This window comes from Formosimonas limnophila (assembly GCF_014652675.1).
Classification (GTDB): domain Bacteria; phylum Pseudomonadota; class Gammaproteobacteria; order Burkholderiales; family Burkholderiaceae; genus Hydromonas; species Hydromonas limnophila.
On record NZ_BMZG01000001.1, the window covers coordinates 35,750 to 51,998 of the forward strand.

At 48.9% G+C, this 16,249-nt stretch carries 14 protein-coding genes; 3 read left to right on the top strand and 11 right to left on the bottom strand.

Annotated elements, in window-relative coordinates; all coding sequences use genetic code 11:
• The first annotated feature begins 12 nt into the window (after positions 1 to 12).
• Complete coding sequence (locus IE082_RS00175; protein ID WP_189490123.1) at positions 13 to 558, top strand: DUF2569 domain-containing protein; 546 nt, start codon at positions 13 to 15, stop codon at positions 556 to 558.
• A gap of 69 nt (positions 559 to 627) precedes the next feature.
• On the opposite strand, the gene IE082_RS00180 is transcribed toward IE082_RS00175, so the two are convergent.
• The 4 genes from IE082_RS00180 to IE082_RS00195 all read right to left on the bottom strand — a co-directional run bounded on the left by IE082_RS00180 (position 628) and on the right by IE082_RS00195 (position 5,665).
• On the bottom strand, positions 628 to 1,569 hold the full coding sequence (locus IE082_RS00180; protein ID WP_189490125.1) for a DMT family transporter: 942 nt from the start codon (positions 1,567 to 1,569) through the stop codon (positions 628 to 630).
• 241 nt (positions 1,570 to 1,810) lie between these two features.
• Positions 1,811 to 2,407: a 1-acyl-sn-glycerol-3-phosphate acyltransferase gene (locus tag IE082_RS00185; protein ID WP_189490127.1), complete on the bottom strand. Its 597-nt coding sequence runs from the start codon at positions 2,405 to 2,407 to the stop codon at positions 1,811 to 1,813.
• Positions 2,408 to 2,480: 73 nt separating this feature from the next.
• A complete protein-coding gene (locus IE082_RS00190; RefSeq protein WP_189490129.1) occupies positions 2,481 to 3,743 on the bottom strand; it encodes a multifunctional CCA addition/repair protein in 1,263 nt (420 codons plus the stop codon).
• An 11-nt stretch (positions 3,744 to 3,754) separates the two neighbouring features.
• A complete protein-coding gene (locus IE082_RS00195) occupies positions 3,755 to 5,665 on the bottom strand; it encodes a lytic transglycosylase domain-containing protein (protein ID WP_189490131.1) in 1,911 nt (636 codons plus the stop codon).
• 35 nt (positions 5,666 to 5,700) lie between these two features.
• Here IE082_RS00195 and IE082_RS00200 point away from each other — a divergent pair, with 35 nt between their 5' ends.
• Entirely contained in the window at positions 5,701 to 6,288 is a 588-nt protein-coding gene (locus IE082_RS00200; protein ID WP_189490133.1) for a 5-formyltetrahydrofolate cyclo-ligase, read from the top strand.
• 68 nt (positions 6,289 to 6,356) lie between these two features.
• Here the strand turns inward: IE082_RS00200 and IE082_RS00205 are convergent, their stop codons facing one another.
• The 3 genes from IE082_RS00205 to IE082_RS00215 form a co-directional block, all read right to left on the bottom strand.
• Positions 6,357 to 8,288, bottom strand: coding sequence for a ribonuclease catalytic domain-containing protein (locus tag IE082_RS00205; protein ID WP_189490135.1), 1,932 nt, complete (start codon positions 8,286 to 8,288; stop codon positions 6,357 to 6,359).
• A 180-nt stretch (positions 8,289 to 8,468) separates the two neighbouring features.
• A complete protein-coding gene (locus IE082_RS00210) occupies positions 8,469 to 9,551 on the bottom strand; it encodes a threonine aldolase family protein (protein WP_229809648.1) in 1,083 nt (360 codons plus the stop codon).
• On the bottom strand, positions 9,523 to 10,503 hold the full coding sequence (locus IE082_RS00215) for a TauD/TfdA family dioxygenase (protein WP_189490137.1): 981 nt from the start codon (positions 10,501 to 10,503) through the stop codon (positions 9,523 to 9,525). The genes IE082_RS00210 and IE082_RS00215 overlap by 29 nt, the downstream gene beginning before the upstream one ends.
• 146 nt (positions 10,504 to 10,649) lie before the next feature.
• Between IE082_RS00215 and IE082_RS00220 the strand changes: the two genes are divergently transcribed.
• Complete coding sequence (locus IE082_RS00220) at positions 10,650 to 11,489, top strand: MurR/RpiR family transcriptional regulator (protein WP_189490139.1); 840 nt, start codon at positions 10,650 to 10,652, stop codon at positions 11,487 to 11,489.
• Positions 11,490 to 11,558: 69 nt separating this feature from the next.
• On the opposite strand, the gene IE082_RS00225 is transcribed toward IE082_RS00220, so the two are convergent.
• The 4 genes from IE082_RS00225 to IE082_RS00240 all read right to left on the bottom strand — a co-directional run bounded on the left by IE082_RS00225 (position 11,559) and on the right by IE082_RS00240 (position 16,238).
• Complete coding sequence (locus IE082_RS00225) at positions 11,559 to 12,428, bottom strand: M48 family metallopeptidase (protein ID WP_189490141.1); 870 nt, start codon at positions 12,426 to 12,428, stop codon at positions 11,559 to 11,561.
• Between the two features lie 48 nt (positions 12,429 to 12,476).
• The gene (locus IE082_RS00230; RefSeq protein WP_229809649.1) at positions 12,477 to 13,055 is read right to left on the bottom strand and encodes a lysophospholipid acyltransferase family protein; all 579 of its coding nucleotides are present in this window, start codon (positions 13,053 to 13,055) and stop codon (positions 12,477 to 12,479) included.
• A 199-nt stretch (positions 13,056 to 13,254) separates the two neighbouring features.
• Positions 13,255 to 14,256 carry a YheT family hydrolase gene (locus IE082_RS00235; protein WP_229809650.1) on the bottom strand — a complete coding sequence of 334 codons (1,002 nt, stop codon included), beginning with the start codon at positions 14,254 to 14,256 and terminating at the stop codon, positions 13,255 to 13,257.
• A gap of 170 nt (positions 14,257 to 14,426) precedes the next feature.
• Entirely contained in the window at positions 14,427 to 16,238 is a 1,812-nt protein-coding gene (locus tag IE082_RS00240) for a sterol desaturase family protein (RefSeq protein WP_189490145.1), read from the bottom strand.
• Positions 16,239 to 16,249 lie beyond the last annotated feature (11 nt).

A 16,249-nucleotide genomic window follows, 5' to 3' on the forward strand; every position in this document is an offset into this window, starting at 1 on the left:
AAAGGAAAAAATATGCCAACTGAGAAGGAGTTTGGCAACAACCCTTATGCAGCACCGAAATCAACAGAAATACCATCTATCCATAAAGCAGATGCTAAAGGGCCAAAGGGACTGGGAGGCTGGTTGATTGTTGTGGCTATTGGTTTAATTGTTAGTTGTATCAGAACCCCGTTGGAGTCTTGGCAGATATTCGGTAGCATTCTTTCTGATGGCAGTTGGGAGGTTTTGACTACGCCAGGTACCGACTATTACTACCCATTATGGGGGCCATTTTTAATTTTCGAGATGCTGGGTAATGCACTGACAGTGGTCTTGGGGTTGGTGGCTTTATACTTATTTTTTATCAAATCAAGGCGTTTTCCTAAGTGGTATATTTGGTATTTAAGCATCAATGTGACATTTTTATTGCTGGACACTACGCTGGGCAATCTGATTCCAGCAGTACGAGACGCTGCTGATTCTGGGACAATGAAAGAGCTTTTACGCTCAATGATTAGTGCTGCGATCTGGATTCCCTATATGAAAGTTTCCAAACGTGTCCGCAACCTAAGTGTTTGATTAACCTCCGTTGATATAAAAAAGACAGAGATATCTGTCTTTTTATATGGTGCTCATTGTTTTATGTGTTTAAGCAGGCCTATTGTTGCGTTTTGCCCATTTTTTTAACCACGCTTCGATGTTGTCTGTGAATTGAATCAGCACAATCGCGGCAAGCATGAGGCTAGCGCCAAATAAATTACGGGCGTTGAACGGATCTTTTAATACGTACCAGCCTGCAAGTGCACCAAATACGGATTCGAGTGATAGGATGATGGCAGCAACGCTGGGTGAAACAGTTTTTTGGCCATACATTTGCAGCATGAATGCGATACCGCCAGAAAGTGCACCAGCGTAGATGAGTGAGGGAATCGCCAAACTGAATTTGTCCCAGTTCGGGGCTGGGTCAAAAACGATGGTTGCGCCGATACTGATGATGGCGCAGATGGTGAGTTGGGCGAGGGTCATTTGAACAACGCGGCCTTTGTTGCTCAGACGATTCATCAGGCCGACATGTGCCGCCCATAGCAGGGTACTGGCGAGGATGATGATGTCACCTCGGTTAAAGTTCAGGTTGTTGTCAGGTGTACTGAGGAAAAATAAGCCAACCCCAGCGAGTGCACTCATGGCCAATTGCCATGCTTTGAGGGGTGTACCAAATACCAGTCGCGTGAAAAAAGGCACCAGAACCACATACAAACCGGTGATAAAACTGGCATTGGATGTGGTGGTGTGAACGACACCAATCTGCTGCAATGTGATGCCGCCACATAAAATGATGCCGAGCAGCACACCGTATTTTAATTCGTCATGAGTGAACCACTGGCTGTGTTCGTGAGCGCGCACCCGCTGCCAAAATAAAAACAATAACAAAGTCGCGACGCTGAACGTGAAGCGTGCGGCATTAAACAACAGTGGTGGGATGTGATCCATCGCTGTTTTTTGAAACAAAAACGTGGTGCCCCAAATAAAGGCACACAGCCAAAGTGCAATGGTAGCGCGTGGGAGGTGTGGGGTGTGGGTGTGAGACATGAAGCTCCTAATTTAAGTGATGAATTATTCGACGCTTTTCAGTGTTATCAAAACGCCTTACAACAACGAGAGACTCGTTGGTGCTGGACTTAAAGTAGAAGGCCAATAGACGAGAAGCCTTCCCATCATGGCTTCAGCATGTTCATGAGAGACAAGGGAGTCGAGCTATCTTACTTGACGGTGTTGGGATGCGTCAAGTCAATCGCTCTTTGGTGATGAGCCCTTTGATTTAATGTTTGGGTTATACGCGGTGATTGTGGCCGCTTGATAGGTCGTCTAAGGAGTTTCGCAACTTCAAATCACAAACCTTATGCGCGTCGTACGGATGGAGTGTATGGTAATCACGCGCCAGCTGTTTGAGTTCTTCGCCGATGGTTGGCATCACGTAGCGGTACTCACGTACACCGACTTCTTTGCGCTCATAATCGATAAAGCCAATACCAAGGGGTACGTTGGTGGTGGTTGCTATATGATAAAAGCCACTTTTGATGTAGGGGCGATAGCTACGGGTGCCTTCTGGTGCAATTGCGAGCCAGCATTCTGGTTGTGCAAGCATGGTGTTGCATAATGCTGTGACGTTGTCTTGCCCACCTTTACGTGAAATGCCAATTCCGCCAAAGGCGCGCATGAAGATTCCGAGCGGAAATACGAATAGACTTTCTTTCGCAACCCATTTGACTTTAGCGCCTGTGGAGATTTTCCAGAGAAGTGCGTATAAGAAATCCCAGTTTGATGTGTGTGGGTAAGCCAGATAAATACCGTGTGTTGTGGGTGGTTGCTTGTAAACGGCTGTCCATCCGAGAGCTTTGAGCCAGCGAGTGGCAAGCCATTTCATCATATTATGATACTTTCCGCAAAAGAAACACCAAGGCCAAAAAACGAAAACGAATGTTAAGTAAAATTACTTAGTGTCAAGCATTTTGCCATGTTTGAAGCAAGGGTGCAATGGTTTCACAACGTTTTTGATGAAGTGCTTCAGGGATTTTGTGGGGCTCTGATGTGAATCGGCTGACGATCTCTGAAATATCTAGCTTTTGTACTGTTTTAAGTAATCGCTGCCATTGATCAAACCATGGGGTTAGGGCATTTGAGAAGTCTCCACCACGCCCCCAAATATCTGCTTGAGTGGCGCGTAGTAACTCAATAAAGCGCTCAGGGCGCCGCAAGGCATCGGTACGTTTGAATACATCTAGTACTGTACCTGCTTTAAGTTCGGGCAAATAATAGAATGTGGTGTGATCCTGTGATAGTTTTTTGGCAAATTCGCAACAGTCTTTTGTTGCCTTAATACGCTTGGATAAGCTATCAATCAGTGGTAGACCACGCGACTCGTGACCTGTGTGGCGTGGCAAAACTTCTGCTGGTGTATTGCCTTTGCCTAAGTCGTGACACAGTGCACCGTAGCGTGCCTCAAGTGACAGCTTCATTTGAGCGGCTTTGTCGATGACCATCATCACGTGTAGCCCTGTATCAATTTCGGGGTGGTAATCTGCCCGTTGAGGGACGCCAAATAAAGCGTCGACTTCGGGTAGCCATTGCTTGAGCAGGCCACATTCGCGCAGCACAACAAACATGCGTGAAGGGGTGTCTTCCATCAAGCCACGTGAGATTTCTTGCCAAGTGCGTTCGGCAACCAATGCGTCTGTTTCGCCGTTCTTGACCATATCTTGCATCAAGCCCATGGTTTCGGGGGCTACGGTGAAGTCAGGCCAGCGTGCTGCAAAACGAGCCAGTCGCAGAATGCGCACAGGATCTTCGACAAAGGCGGGGGAGACGTGGCGCAGGACTTTGTGCTCAAGGTCGTCCTGTCCATGATAGGGATCAACCAAGTCCGCACTCAACGAGCCATCCGAAAGTACGCCTCTGGCCATGGCATTGATCGTTAAATCCCGACGTGCCAAGTCCTCTTCAAGTGTGACATCAACGTCAAAATGCACAGCAAAGCCTGTGTAGCCTTTGCTGGTTTTTCGTTCTGTGCGTGCTAAAGCGTATTCGGCATGTGTCTGAGGGTGAAGAAAAACAGGGAAGTCTTGACCGACTGCCGTGTAGCCTTGACGCAGCATCTCATCAGGCGTGGCTCCGACTACGACATAATCTAGGTCGTTCGACGGCAGCCCCATCAGCTCATCGCGGATGGCGCCACCGACACAGTAGATTTGCGGTTCAGGCTTCATGCTCATTGAGATTAAGGGCTGACTGTTCCCATTAAAGACTTCAGAGATGGGGCACGGCCATCGAGTAATAAATGGTAGTAAATGGTGTTGGCCATCACATTTTTCACATAGCTACGTGTTTCGGAGAAAGGAATGGTTTCGGCATAAATCGCACCATCAACTGAGCGAGTCAATGTACGACGCCATTGTGGGGGGCGACCAGGGCCTGCATTATAACCAGCCGAAGCAAGAGGTTGCGAGCCGCCCAGTAAATCTTTGGTTTGCCCTAAATAAGCTGTGCCTAATTGAATGTTGGTGTCAATGTTGTAGAGTTGATCTAGGGTAAAATTAGATAGACCAATTCGTCGAGCGACAGCGCGTGCGGTCTCAGGGATGATTTGCATCAAACCATTGGCATTGGCGTGGGATTTTGCGGCAACAACAAAGCGTGATTCTTGACGAATGATACCGTAGGCCCACGCTGGCGTGATACCCGCTTCAGCCGCACGGTTGTTCATGATCGAAAGGTAGGGGGTTGGGTAGCGTTGTTTGAAATTGAATTCGCTGCGGGTGCGATCAGATGTGTTGATCATGCGGTCGAGAAAACCGATTTTTCGGGCGTATTCGGCTGCAGCGAGCAATTGGCGGTCGGTCATGCCGCGTAGCGGGTAGTTCCATTCACGGTTGTACTCGAGTGTCATGTTCATCGCTTGGAGTTTACGAGCACGCTCAAATCCTTCAATGCGTGATGCCGCGTTGATTTCTTCACGCGTGCTGGGTACAGCATTTGGTGGCAAACTGACTTTTTGACCTAGCTCTTCTTTAGCCAAAATGCCATAGAAGTCAAACGAGCCTGCTGCTTGCTCATACATCATGTTGGCCATATTGCGATCACCTTGCGCTGCGTAGGCGCGGCCACGCCAGTATTGCCAAATGGGCGTGTTCTTTTCGGCATCGGTCATTTTGTCAATGCCTGATGCGACGAGCTGCCAGTCACCTGCGCGCATACCGGCGCGTGCTTGCCAGCCGAGCACGTCATCGGGTAGTTGTAAGCGACTGTATTGACTGTAAGCGTTGCGGTAGTAAGTTGCTGCATCTGGCGCTGCGCGGCGAGCGGCACTGTAGCCGTAATAGGCTTGAGCCAGTGCGCTGGTTTGGTCATTGTTGCTGGGAAGACTGCCAGCTAAACTGCCTTTGTCGTCATTGGCTTGATTGACCAAACTGACCATGCTTGCTGCGCTTGGGCTGCTGCTGTATGCAGCGATGGCCTGGCCTTGTGTGCTGCTTGTGTATGCAGATAGTGCGGCGAAGTAGTTGATTTCGTCGTTGCTTAGTTTGCCACTGCTGGCAAGTTGACGAACCAGTTGTTGGCAGGCGCGAGCATTGGCATGTTTGGATTCGGTGAGTAGCGCCATGGTGGCTTTGGTGACATTCTGTCCATCGGCTGCGTTGGCCATTTGCTCATAGCATTTGAGCTGCATGTCGTCTTTGAGGTTAAACTGCGCGTAGTGGGTGCGGAAATTTCGCCAATCACCACGAGCGCCTAACACCAGCGCATAGTCGTTGCGCAGGCGGTCCGCTAAGGCTTGGCCTGCGTAAGTTCGGAAAAACTGTTCAATGTCACCATCTGGGGCGTTGACGTTTGGTGTCCCATCACTATTAAATAAGCGTGGTTTTAGGCGATAATAGTCAACGTAAGAGGTGAGAGGATAGCTTGATAGTTGGTCAGCGAGCTGAGCAGCACGGGCAACATTGTTGGCTCGGGCAGCATCGCGCAATTGTGCAAAGACACCGTCCAACGGATGGCTCGAAATGGTGCTGGTCACAGGGTTTTCAGCGTAGGTGTTTTGTGCAAAAATGGTGGTGCTGGTCAAAATTCCTGACACAGCGAGTGCAGCACTACTGACACGGATGAACGGAATGTGTTTGCTGATCTGACTCATAATCAATTGATGCCTATATTAATGAATTAAAAATAATGAATGACATTGTACCGATAAACGTTGACAAACGCGTGCTGCGAACACAATTATTAGCAGCCCGTCAGGTCATGGGTATTCCTGACAAATTACGTCTTGATGATGCCATTTGTCAGGGGGTGCATCGGCTTATAGAAGCGCAGGGAGATTCCTCTCCCGTAATCGCCTTGTATAGCCCGATTCGTGGTGAACCTGATTTGAGGCCTTTGGCAGAACAGCTTTTATCTGAAGAGTTTTCAGTGGTTTTACCGGTTGTGGTTGGCAAAGACGTGCCCTTGAAATTCTCGCGTTACACACGGGATGATGCTTTGGTGGTCAGTGCTTTGGGGATTTTAGAGCCTGAGTTGGATGAATTGAACCCGATTCGTCCCGATGTGGTGGTGATTCCGTGTGTCGGGTTTGATAAACATGGCTACCGACTGGGGTATGGTGGTGGTTTTTACGACCGTACTTTGGCTGCATGGAAGCAAGAAGGGCATGAGCCACTCACCATCGGCGTGGCTTATGATGAGGCGTTGGTCATGTTTGAGGTGGGGACTTTTGATGTGCCGATGGATGAGGTGGTTACGCCGACCTCGCATGTTTGAGTGTGAATGATCAAACAGCATGAAAAAGTCGAGCTTGAAAAACTCGACTTTTTTGATGAGTGGGGTGTTTAAGACAGCTCAACCACTTGTACGTCAAGGCTGAGCGCCACCCAATCAATATTGGACAAACGCAGTATTCGTTGCGTTGACGGTGCTGCGTCACCTGTTGGGAAGTTCGGGATGTACAGCGGGATGTCGCACAAACGCATCAGATTTTCTTTGATCACGATGGCGGGTGCTTCTAAATGACCATGTTCGTTCATGCGCTGCTTGACCCATTGCAAACACCAGTATTTTTCCATTAAATTTTGCTGATCGGCATAAGCGCGGTATTTTTCGTCAAATGCGCTCATCCGTTTGAGTAAATCCACTTCTTTTGCCTTAAACGGCGCTTGCATTGGTGCTGTGACACCGTGGTCAATCACGGCTCTAAGCTGCATCTGATTGAGTAAGTCGGCGTAACGGCGCAGCGGTGAGGTTGCCCACATGTAGGCAGGGACGCCCATGGCTAAGTGCGGCTGCGCATGGGTGCTGGTGCGCACGCCCATGGGGCTTTGTGAGCGGAATAGGGCAGGGACGTGATGGCTATCGAGCATCTGTGCCCAACGTACATTAGCGAAAATCATCCATTCGGAGACGATTTTATCAATCGGCGAGCCACGTTGGCGTTGCACGATCTGAACGACTTCATCACCTGTTGGCGTGACGTCAACGTCTTTTTCAAGCGTGAATGAGAAGTCTGCTCGGTTGTTGTTTTCGGGTTTGCCGCGCATGGCGTCGCGTTGCGCTGACAAGGCTTGGGCAGCTTTCCACAGGACTTTGAGTGCTTGGCTTTGTGGATAGTCGCTGCGCTCGCCCGTGAGGTCTTCGACCGATAGCTGTAGTTCAGGCACATCGTGGCGTAGATTATCACTGATGTGAACTTGTTCAATCACTGTCTGAACATCACTGAACTGGGCTTCGGGCGTCTCGCCAGTCGCATTAAACGTGACATAGATGGATACCACTGGCTTGGTTGAACCCTCATCCAAACTAAATTGAGCCACCCAGTCATCAGGCAACATGGTGACTTTTTCGCCTGGTGTGTACATGGTTGACATGCGGCTCGCGGCATGGGTATCAACCGCGTCATCGCGTACCACCACTAATGATGGTGCTGCAATGTGAACGCCGATGCGCTGACAACCATTGTCCAAGACCTGCACCGAAAAAGCATCGTCAATCTCCGTCGTGAAACTGTCATCAATCGAGAATGCGGTGACGACATTATTGACAGGCAAGGCGTGCCAATCGGTGGTTGGCATTGGTAACGTGGCCGCTAAACCATTGGGGTAATGCTCAGAAATAAACGATGCGCGGTGATAGTCAAAGGCACTGCTGTAGGCCCCAGCGTGTAATAACAACGCAGGAATCGGCAGGTTTAATTGCTCTGAAGCGGCCAAGACCGCTTTGTAGCTCATGTCGTTGGCATTTTTTTTCTGAACGATGGCATCGCGCATTTTGCGGACGTCATCAGGGCAGCGGCCTGCGATCAGCTCGTCTACCCAAATGGCTTGTTGGCGTAGGCGTTCTTCTTTTTTGGCAACCGCTGCCAATGCGATGTCAATTTGCTCACGGTTTTGCTTGATGAATTGGCCTTTGCCTTTTTTGCCAAAGTAGATGGGCGCATGGTGCAAGGCGTGCCACATGGCGGCTTGCTCGATGAAGTTGGCTTGTTCGCCAAAATACTCATGTGCCAAAAATGTGAACTCAAACACCTCGTCCGGTGCGCACTCCCAAATAAACTCCAAATCAGCAGATTGAGCGGTTTGCTCAATCGAGGGTGCGGCAGATTGTGCGTCAACACCTGTCGGAAGGGCAATTGTTTGTAGCAAAACGTCTTTGAGTTTGATTTTTTGTAAGGACGAGCCAATCCCTTTGACATGAACGTGTTGTTCTTTTTGTTCCATGACTTGCGCCACGATGGGTTTGCCTGATTGCTCGTAGAAAACGTAAGCCATAGAGTGTGAACTTTGAAAGTGTAGATGAATCTTGCGGATTTGAAAGCGCGCATTTTATCACAGGCAGGCGTGCGGCTTGAGGATAGCTGGTGAAAGTGTTGGGATGGTTTTGCCAGTTGCTTTGCTTTTTGGACGCAACTGGCTTACTGTTGGGGGAAGTGGGAGGCTTTTCGGATTGATTTATGACTGACTTGCCAAAATAGCTCTGACGCCCGCAGCAAAGCGATCAACGTCCTGCTCGGTGGTGTCCCATGCGGTCATCCAGCGTACTTGATTGATGGATTCATCCCAATCCCAAAACTTGCACCAATCAGCCAGTGGCTCGATGGCGGCACGTGGGAGTATGGGGAAGAGGCCATTAATGGCAGGTGCATGTGGGTAGCTCACACCAGAGATGTCTTTGGTGGCGTGATAGAGTCGTTGTGCCATTTGGTTGGCGTGTGTGGCCAAGGTGAGCCAAAGCTGATTGTCGAGCAGGGCCGATAACTGGGCGGCGGCAAAGCGCATTTTAGAGGGGAGTTGATTGACTTGTTTGTGCACGTATTTGGCGCGGCGCGCATGCTCAGGGTTCAGGTAAACGACGGCTTCACCGAATGCCAAGCCAGCTTTGGTACCACCAAAGCACACCACATCAAGGCCTGCGTGAACCGTGAAATCGCGTAGTGTATCCACAGTGCCACCCAAAGCAGCCGTGGCATTGGCAATGCGTGCGCCATCGAGGTGAACACGCATGCCGAGTTTTTTGGCTTCGAAGGTTAAGGCGCGAATTTCGTCAGCTGTGTACAACGTGCCGAGTTCTGTGGCCTGTGTGATGGATAATACACCAGGCTGGGCGTGGTGTTGTACGCCGATGAGACTAGATAATTGGCTGATTTGCTCTGGACGAATTTTGCCGTCATTTGTCGGTAAGGTCAGAAGCTTTGCGCCGAGTGCGCGCTCAGGAGCACCTGTTTCGTCCAAAGCAATGTGGGCTTTGTCGCTGCACACCACACATTCCCCCGCTTGCAACAGTGTGGCCAAAGCCATCACATTCGCGCCCGTGCCGCCCCACACGATGAATGATTCACTTTGCGCACCAAATAGTTCCTTAAAACGCTTCTGAACATCCTGAGTCCACGAATCTGAGCCATAGGCCAAAGCGTGGTGGGTGTTCGCATCAATGATTGCTTGTAATGCGGCAAGATGCACACCAGCAGAATTATCGCTGGCGAATGTGGTGTTTGGTGCGGGTAAGTTAATCAGCGCGGGGTGAATGGGATTCAAGGGCTTCTCCGAAAACAGTCATGATGACGCGCCCCTCTCTGTCGGGGGCGCTCGCTTGTAGATTATCCACGACAAACGTGCGCTGCAACCAGCGATCCGTGCCGTCGAAACGAGGATTGTACTGGCTGCGCCCATGAACCGCAACGGCATTGTCAACGATGAGTAAATCCCCTGTTTCTAAGCAAACACCAGTGTGGTGTGCTTCAACAGCGCGAGATAATGCCATTAAAGCTGCTTGCGCTTCGTCGTCAATGCCAACCATCAAATCTGCATCAAAAACCATGGTGGGGCGTTCAGTATCACCGCTCAAAACAGGCATGAGTTCACCGAGAACATTGGTGCGGCCATTCAAGTAACTTTCGTCAACAGCGGTGCGAAAGCGTGGTTCAAACAAGGTTTTTTTCACATCATCAGACAAATGTGGCAGCACTTCACGGATGGAGGCGAGGGTGGTGACTGCATTGGCATCGCCTTTTAAACACAACAGCAGCAAATAAGCTGGGCGATGTGGGTGAAAAGCAGCTTCGATGTGAAACATCAAGGGCACTTTAGACGACGTCGAGACTTGTCTGTCTTGATTGGCTTGGGTGGGCACTAAGTTTTGAATCAGACGCCCGCCCAACTCAGGTTTATAACCCACTGGCTCACCCAAAGCTTTGGCCACAGCCAATAGCGTGAGTTCGCTGGTGTGGTCTTTGCTCGTCGGTGTGGTAGGTGTTGGTGGTGTTTCAGGCAGCTGACCAATGGGCAGCCCTTTAATGAGCAAAGCGCCACTCACGTGTGGTTCTTGGTGAAACTGTGCAATGGCTGAGCGGATTGATTCAGGGAGTTGCGCTAATGTCTGTGTTGCATGGTCAATAAACACTTCTGAGCCAATCTCAGCTTCGGGTGTGACAAAGTGTAAAGCGACATGGTTGACAACGATGGCCGGTGTGATGTGTCCGGTGTTCATGAGGACTCCTGAAATGAATGATTCAATAATTCCAAATTATACATTAAATGGAAATTAAATTCCATGACTAATTGAAGTCCTTGCAAAAAATACCATACCAACCACACCCCACTTATAATGCAGGCATTCAAACACTGAGAATCAACATGCCTCTTGACCACTTAATCGCCCAACACAGCCACCAACTGACACCCGCCGAACGACGCGTGGCGCAAATCTTGCTCGAACAACCACAGTTGGTTGCCTTCGGCACCGTCAGTGATTTGGCCAATGCTGCGCAAGCGGGTGTGGCCACGGTGTCTCGCTTGTCCAGCAAGCTTGGCTTCTCTGGTTTTTCTGACTTGCAAGCCACATTGCAACAAGGTATGGCTGAAAAGCTACTGCCTGCCGCCGTGCGCATCAAGGAGCACAGCAACAGCAGCATTGCCCAGCATTTGCAGTTGGAAATCCACAACCTTCACCGAACGTTAGAACGCCTTGATAGCGACAGCCTAGCTGCGGTTGTCAAAGCATTGGCTGATTTAAATGCTCATGTTGCGCTGCTATCTGGCAATGCTTCTGCGGGCGTGGTGCAGCAATGGATGGAAGACCTTTGTGCTTTGCGCCCTGATGTGCAGAGTTTGGCGGGCAATCCCGTGCAAGTTGGGCGCAACATCGCACAGCTCAATCAAAACGATGTTTTGGTTGTGGTGGATTTGCGTCGCTATGACGCATGGGTGATTCATGCGGTTAAAATGGCGCATGAGCTGGGTGTGCGTATTTTTGCGGTGGTGGACAGCGTGCTCTCGCCATTGGCGCAATACGCCGAGCAGACGTTGGTAGTGTGCGCTGAAGGCGCAGGGCCTTTTGACAGTCATGTCGGGACACTGGCTTTGTTTAATGTGATTGCTGCAGGTGTGGCTCAAAAGCTCAAAAGCACGGCGACCGAGCGGCTTGAGCAAGCTGAAAATGCGTGGCGCGGTGCTAATTTGTTGATTGAACGCTAATTGATCTGTTTTGCAAAAGACAAAACAGTAGGGGCTTGATTGATCAAGCCTCTTAGGCAAGAGAAATATTTAGCTGTTACGTAAATCGTATGCTTTGATGAGTTCACGGCGTTTTTTATAATCAGGACACAGTTTTTCTACTACCGCCCAAAAAGCACGACTGTGGTTCATCTCAACCGTGTGTGCCAGCTCATGAGCCAGCACATAGTCAACCAATGACGCATCCAAAAACACCAGTCGCCAGTTCAGGCGCAAGCTGCCATCAGATTTACACGTGCCCCACAGCGTCTTAGCGTTTGATAAGCCAATGCTGCGGTAGTTGAGTTGCCATTGCATGGCGTATTGCTCTGCGCGTTGATGTAAATAAGCCAATAAAATCAAAGTAAGTGCATCCACCATGGTTTGCTCTTGACGTTCTGGAGTGACTTTACGCAGTATGATTTGACGCGTGGTTCCTGCTTGATACAACCAGTTTTTTGCATCGGTACTGTTGAATTTCGGCACACGTTCTTGCCAGAAAATCTGTGTGGCCACACCAAGGATGTTCAAGACATCACCATTCTCTATCATTAACGAGGGAACCAGTGTGAGGCGTGGTTTGTCTTTCATGCCGCGCAAATGTTTGATAATCCAGTCAGCGCGGCTGTGTAAAATTCGTTCGATTTCTGCGATGGGGACGCGAGCGCCCGCTCGGACACGTAAACCGTTTTCATCAATGAGCATACCCACGGTGCGGCGACGTGTGCGCTCTATGCGATAAAAAACAGTATGGGAGTCTGTGCGTGTGTGGAGTGTAATGGGGCGTGAATCTGCTGGTTGCTTAAAACCACCTATTGAATCAATGTCATTCGACAGGTGTGGTTGAGGAGAAGGGCTGAGAGCAGGCGGCGTGACGACGACATCATCGTCACTAAATAGAGACAATTGGAGTGTGTTCAACCATTGTTTGAGTCGTTTCAATGTGGCATGACCTCTTGATAGTGTGGTTCATCGTGCCTGCGGCAGGCGGGCGGCCTCATTCTCTATCCACGTTTCCATTTCTTGGTGCACGGCTGTCATTCCACGACCATTGGGATAAATCGCAGGGCCGATAGACACCACGATGGTGCCTGGTTGCTTAATCCATGAGTGCTTCGGCCAGCAGTAGCCCGCGTTGTGAGCAATGGGAATGATGGGGGCATTCAGGCCAACCGATAAGCGCGTACCGCCTGTTTTGTAGTTGCCTTTTTTACCAACAGGAATTCGAGTGCCCTCTGGAAATAAAATCATCCAAACACCAGAATTTAGGCGAACGCGGGCTTGGTTCTCCATTTGGGTGTAGGCGTCTTGCCCCGCTTTTCGATTAATAGCGACCATGCGCAACAAGCCAATGCCCCAGCCAAAAAAAGGAATCCAGAGTAATTCACGTTTAAACACAAAACACAGTGGATTACCCAAGCCGTACATGAGGTAAATCGTCTCCCATGCGGATTGGTGTTTGGCCAGTACAATCGCGCCCGTGTTGGGTGGGGGCAGATTTTCTCTGCCTAAAACTTTGTAGTCGATACCAACAATCCAGCGTGCCATGAAAATGACACCGCGATTCCATCCGCCGGTGATTGTATAGCGCCAACGATAAGGTAGTATTGCAGTAGCCATGCAGACGAACGCGTAAAAAATGGTCCATAAACTGGATAACACAATAAATAAGGCAGAGCGCAGAGCAGCCATAAGAAACCTCAAAATAAAAAGTGAAACGATGATGGATTATACTGCATGAAAAGATTTACTCAGTGAGTGATGTTTCGCCCGAATGGGTTTCAAAAAATCTCATGACCCGTCGCGGCAGCCATGACAAACTCACCCGTGTTTTGCCATAAATAAATCCGACGTGACCACCTGCCGTGGTGTACTCAAGATGTACATGGGTGCTCGCTTCGTGGCGTTTGGCCAAACTCTCGGCAGGGATGAATGGATCATTAAGTGCATTTAACACCAGCGTCGGTGTTTGGATGTGTCGCATAAATGATTTGCATGACGCTCGTGCCCAATAGTCCTCTGCATCTTTGTAACCATGCAGTGGCGCAGTGATGGCATTGTCAAGATCAAAGAAATTTTGCGAACGTTGAATCAACGCTGCATCAATCGGCGCATTCGGGTGCATGGTTAGCTTTTGCAGACCTTTTCGTTTCAGGGTAGACAGGAAATTTCGCATGTATACCCACTGGTTAAAGCCTTTTGATAAGGCGACTGCTCCTGCTTTCAAATCATGCGGTGGGCAGATTGCTGCAGCGCTTTTTATGATGGCGTTGGCATCGGCGCGTTGTTCACCCAGCCATTTGATTAACGCATTGCCACCGAGCGAAACACCCGCTACATGGCGGCGAGTGTGTGGAAACTGCTGCGCCATTCGTCGCAAAATCCAATCAATTTCACTGCTAAAACCAGAATGATAAAAGATCGCTTGTCGATTGACCTCACCGCTACATGAACGCCAGTGAATCACAGCCCCAGTGTGCCCTTGCTCATGACATAAGTTCATCAGTGCCTTTGCGTAAGGACTACTGCTTGAACCCTCCAAACCATGAAACAAGATAATCAGTCGTTGATTTGGCTGTTGCACCAAGTCTTTGTTGACCCAGTCAATGTCAATAAAATCGTCATCAGGTGTTTCCCAGCGCTCACGTTCGTACTGAGGCAGCGGCATGGGTAAAAACGTTGGCAATATGGTTTGGATGTGTGCATTGCGCGCCCACCATGGGGCAGAGTACATCTGGAGAGTCGTCATGGATTTGGAGTGTTGGGACTGATCAAAGATTTAAAAATTTGAAAGTTTTAGACAAAAGCAGAAACAGTAAAAACCTATTATTCCCGTGTCTAAGACTGGAGGAAAATATGCCTTTAAGAAAGATGGTTAAAAAAGGATAGACCAAATAAACCTTTTGAGATAACTAATACTCATGGTTCAAGCTCAATATGCGTCGTCAGTGGCAGAGACTGGCAGGTCAAAATATAACCTTCCTGCACTTGCATTTCACTTAAAGCAGGGTGCTTTGGCATTTTGACTTTTCCTGAGACGCAGCGCATTTTACATGTGCCGCATTGACCTTGTTGGCATGAGAAAGGCAAGGGAATATTTTGTGCAATGGCATGTGACAAAATACTGGTTTTTCCATCCGTTGCAAACTCATGGGTTTGTCCAAATATTCGGCTGGTGATGGTTGCGGGCACGACGCCTTCTAAGTCTTGCTCTGTCCAGGTTGTGCCGCTGAAAGACTCTTGGTGAACTTGAGAAGCATTAACCCCTAAATTTAACAAAATATCAGTACTGCTTTGCATCATCGCAGAAGGGCCGCACAAATAGATGGCCAGCTGGTTGAGGGGTGTATCTCGTATTATTTGCGTCAGTATTTGTTCGTCAATACGTTCATTGCGCTCGCTGAAACGATTGATCAGTCGTAGTTGGCTCGGAAATTGAGTCTGAAGATGATTGATTTCGTTCTGGAAAATACAATGCTCAGCATTGCGGCTACCATAAAGCAACGTGACATGGCTTTTGGGCTCGGTGTGTAAAATGCTGGCAGCCATGCTGTAAATAGGTGTTATCCCGCTGCCTGCGGCGATTAGGAGGTATTTTTGCTGCTTGGCTGGCTCAAGTGTGATGCAAAAATCACCTTGAGGAGCCGAAAGCTCAATGGTATCGCCTACCTGTAGGTGATGATTAACATAATCAGACACTTGCCCTGCAGGGTTGCGCTTAATGGTTAAACGTGTAAAGCCGTCCACATTCGGAATGCTTGATAGTGAAAAAGTGCGGGTGTGTGTTTCGCCTGTTGTTCCATGCAGTTTGATGCGCAATCGGACATGTTGACCCGGTAAAAACTCTTTAAATAAACTGGGCGCGCTGTCTAAATAAACGCTGACCGCCTCGTCAGTCTCACGAACCAGTCGTGAAACATTGAGTTGATAAAACCCATCACTGCTAAGTGGAAACTGAGCGCGTTCAAAAATGGCCTGATGACGTTGTTCATAGTTTTTAAACTCCGTCCCCATCCACTTATCCCACCAAGTGAAATACAAGGCATAGTTACCATCAAAGAGTTGATGGTGCATGTTGTGATGTACCGATGCTGTTTTGAAGCGCAGAAGAGGCAGCTTGACCCAGCCTCTTGGATATAGCTCATACCCTAGATGAGCCACCACGTTGTTGACCATAGAAAATAATTGCCAAGCCAAAAATACGCTCCAGTGCATGGGTAGCACAAAGGGCAAAATTAAAGCTGTCATGCCTTCAATCACTGCCTCTAAAGGGTGAAAGGCGTAAGCGGTGAATGGGCTAGTATCAGTGCTTTCATGGTGAACACGGTGAACATGCCCATAAATCTTTGGGTTGTGCATCCAACGATGCGACCAATAAAAAAACATATCATCAATAAACAGTACAAATAAAAACGTCGCCACCCAAATCACAGGATTCGTTTGAGACCAATCGGTAAAGATCAGCGTATGGCCACGGCTGAGTTGATACAACACAAAACCGTTGAGCAATGCAAAAACGCCAAATGACAGCATTGAATACATTAAATCATGACGAATATGGTGAGCAAACGAACGTTTAACCCACTGAATGCGGATTTTTTGAAAATATGACTTACCCCACATCCAAAACAATACAAAGGGAGGAGCGGTGAACAAGAAATAATTGATGGCATTGTCAAAAAACGCACCAATGACGTGCAGATAAAAGGGGAGGGCTTCTGGAAACTGCATATAAACTCTAT

Bases quoted from the DNA above. Each gene is read 5' to 3' on its own strand.
- IE082_RS00205 (WP_189490135.1), bottom strand. From the start codon at position 8,288: ATGGCTTACGTTTTCTACGAGCAATCAGGCAAACCCATCGTGGCGCAA.
- IE082_RS00185 (WP_189490127.1), bottom strand. From the start codon at position 2,407: ATGATGAAATGGCTTGCCACTCGCTGGCTCAAAGCTCTCGGATGGACA.
- IE082_RS00240 (WP_189490145.1), bottom strand. From the start codon at position 16,238: ATGCAGTTTCCAGAAGCCCTCCCCTTTTATCTGCACGTCATTGGTGCG.
- IE082_RS00235 (WP_229809650.1), bottom strand. From the start codon at position 14,256: ATGACGACTCTCCAGATGTACTCTGCCCCATGGTGGGCGCGCAATGCA.
- IE082_RS00175 (WP_189490123.1), top strand. From the start codon at position 13: ATGCCAACTGAGAAGGAGTTTGGCAACAACCCTTATGCAGCACCGAAA.
- IE082_RS00190 (WP_189490129.1), bottom strand. From the start codon at position 3,743: ATGAAGCCTGAACCGCAAATCTACTGTGTCGGTGGCGCCATCCGCGAT.
- IE082_RS00230 (WP_229809649.1), bottom strand. From the start codon at position 13,055: ATGGCACGCTGGATTGTTGGTATCGACTACAAAGTTTTAGGCAGAGAA.
- IE082_RS00180 (WP_189490125.1), bottom strand. From the start codon at position 1,569: ATGTCTCACACCCACACCCCACACCTCCCACGCGCTACCATTGCACTT.
- IE082_RS00220 (WP_189490139.1), top strand. From the start codon at position 10,650: ATGCCTCTTGACCACTTAATCGCCCAACACAGCCACCAACTGACACCC.
- IE082_RS00200 (WP_189490133.1), top strand. From the start codon at position 5,701: ATGAATGACATTGTACCGATAAACGTTGACAAACGCGTGCTGCGAACA.
- IE082_RS00215 (WP_189490137.1), bottom strand. From the start codon at position 10,503: ATGAACACCGGACACATCACACCGGCCATCGTTGTCAACCATGTCGCT.
- IE082_RS00195 (WP_189490131.1), bottom strand. From the start codon at position 5,665: ATGAGTCAGATCAGCAAACACATTCCGTTCATCCGTGTCAGTAGTGCT.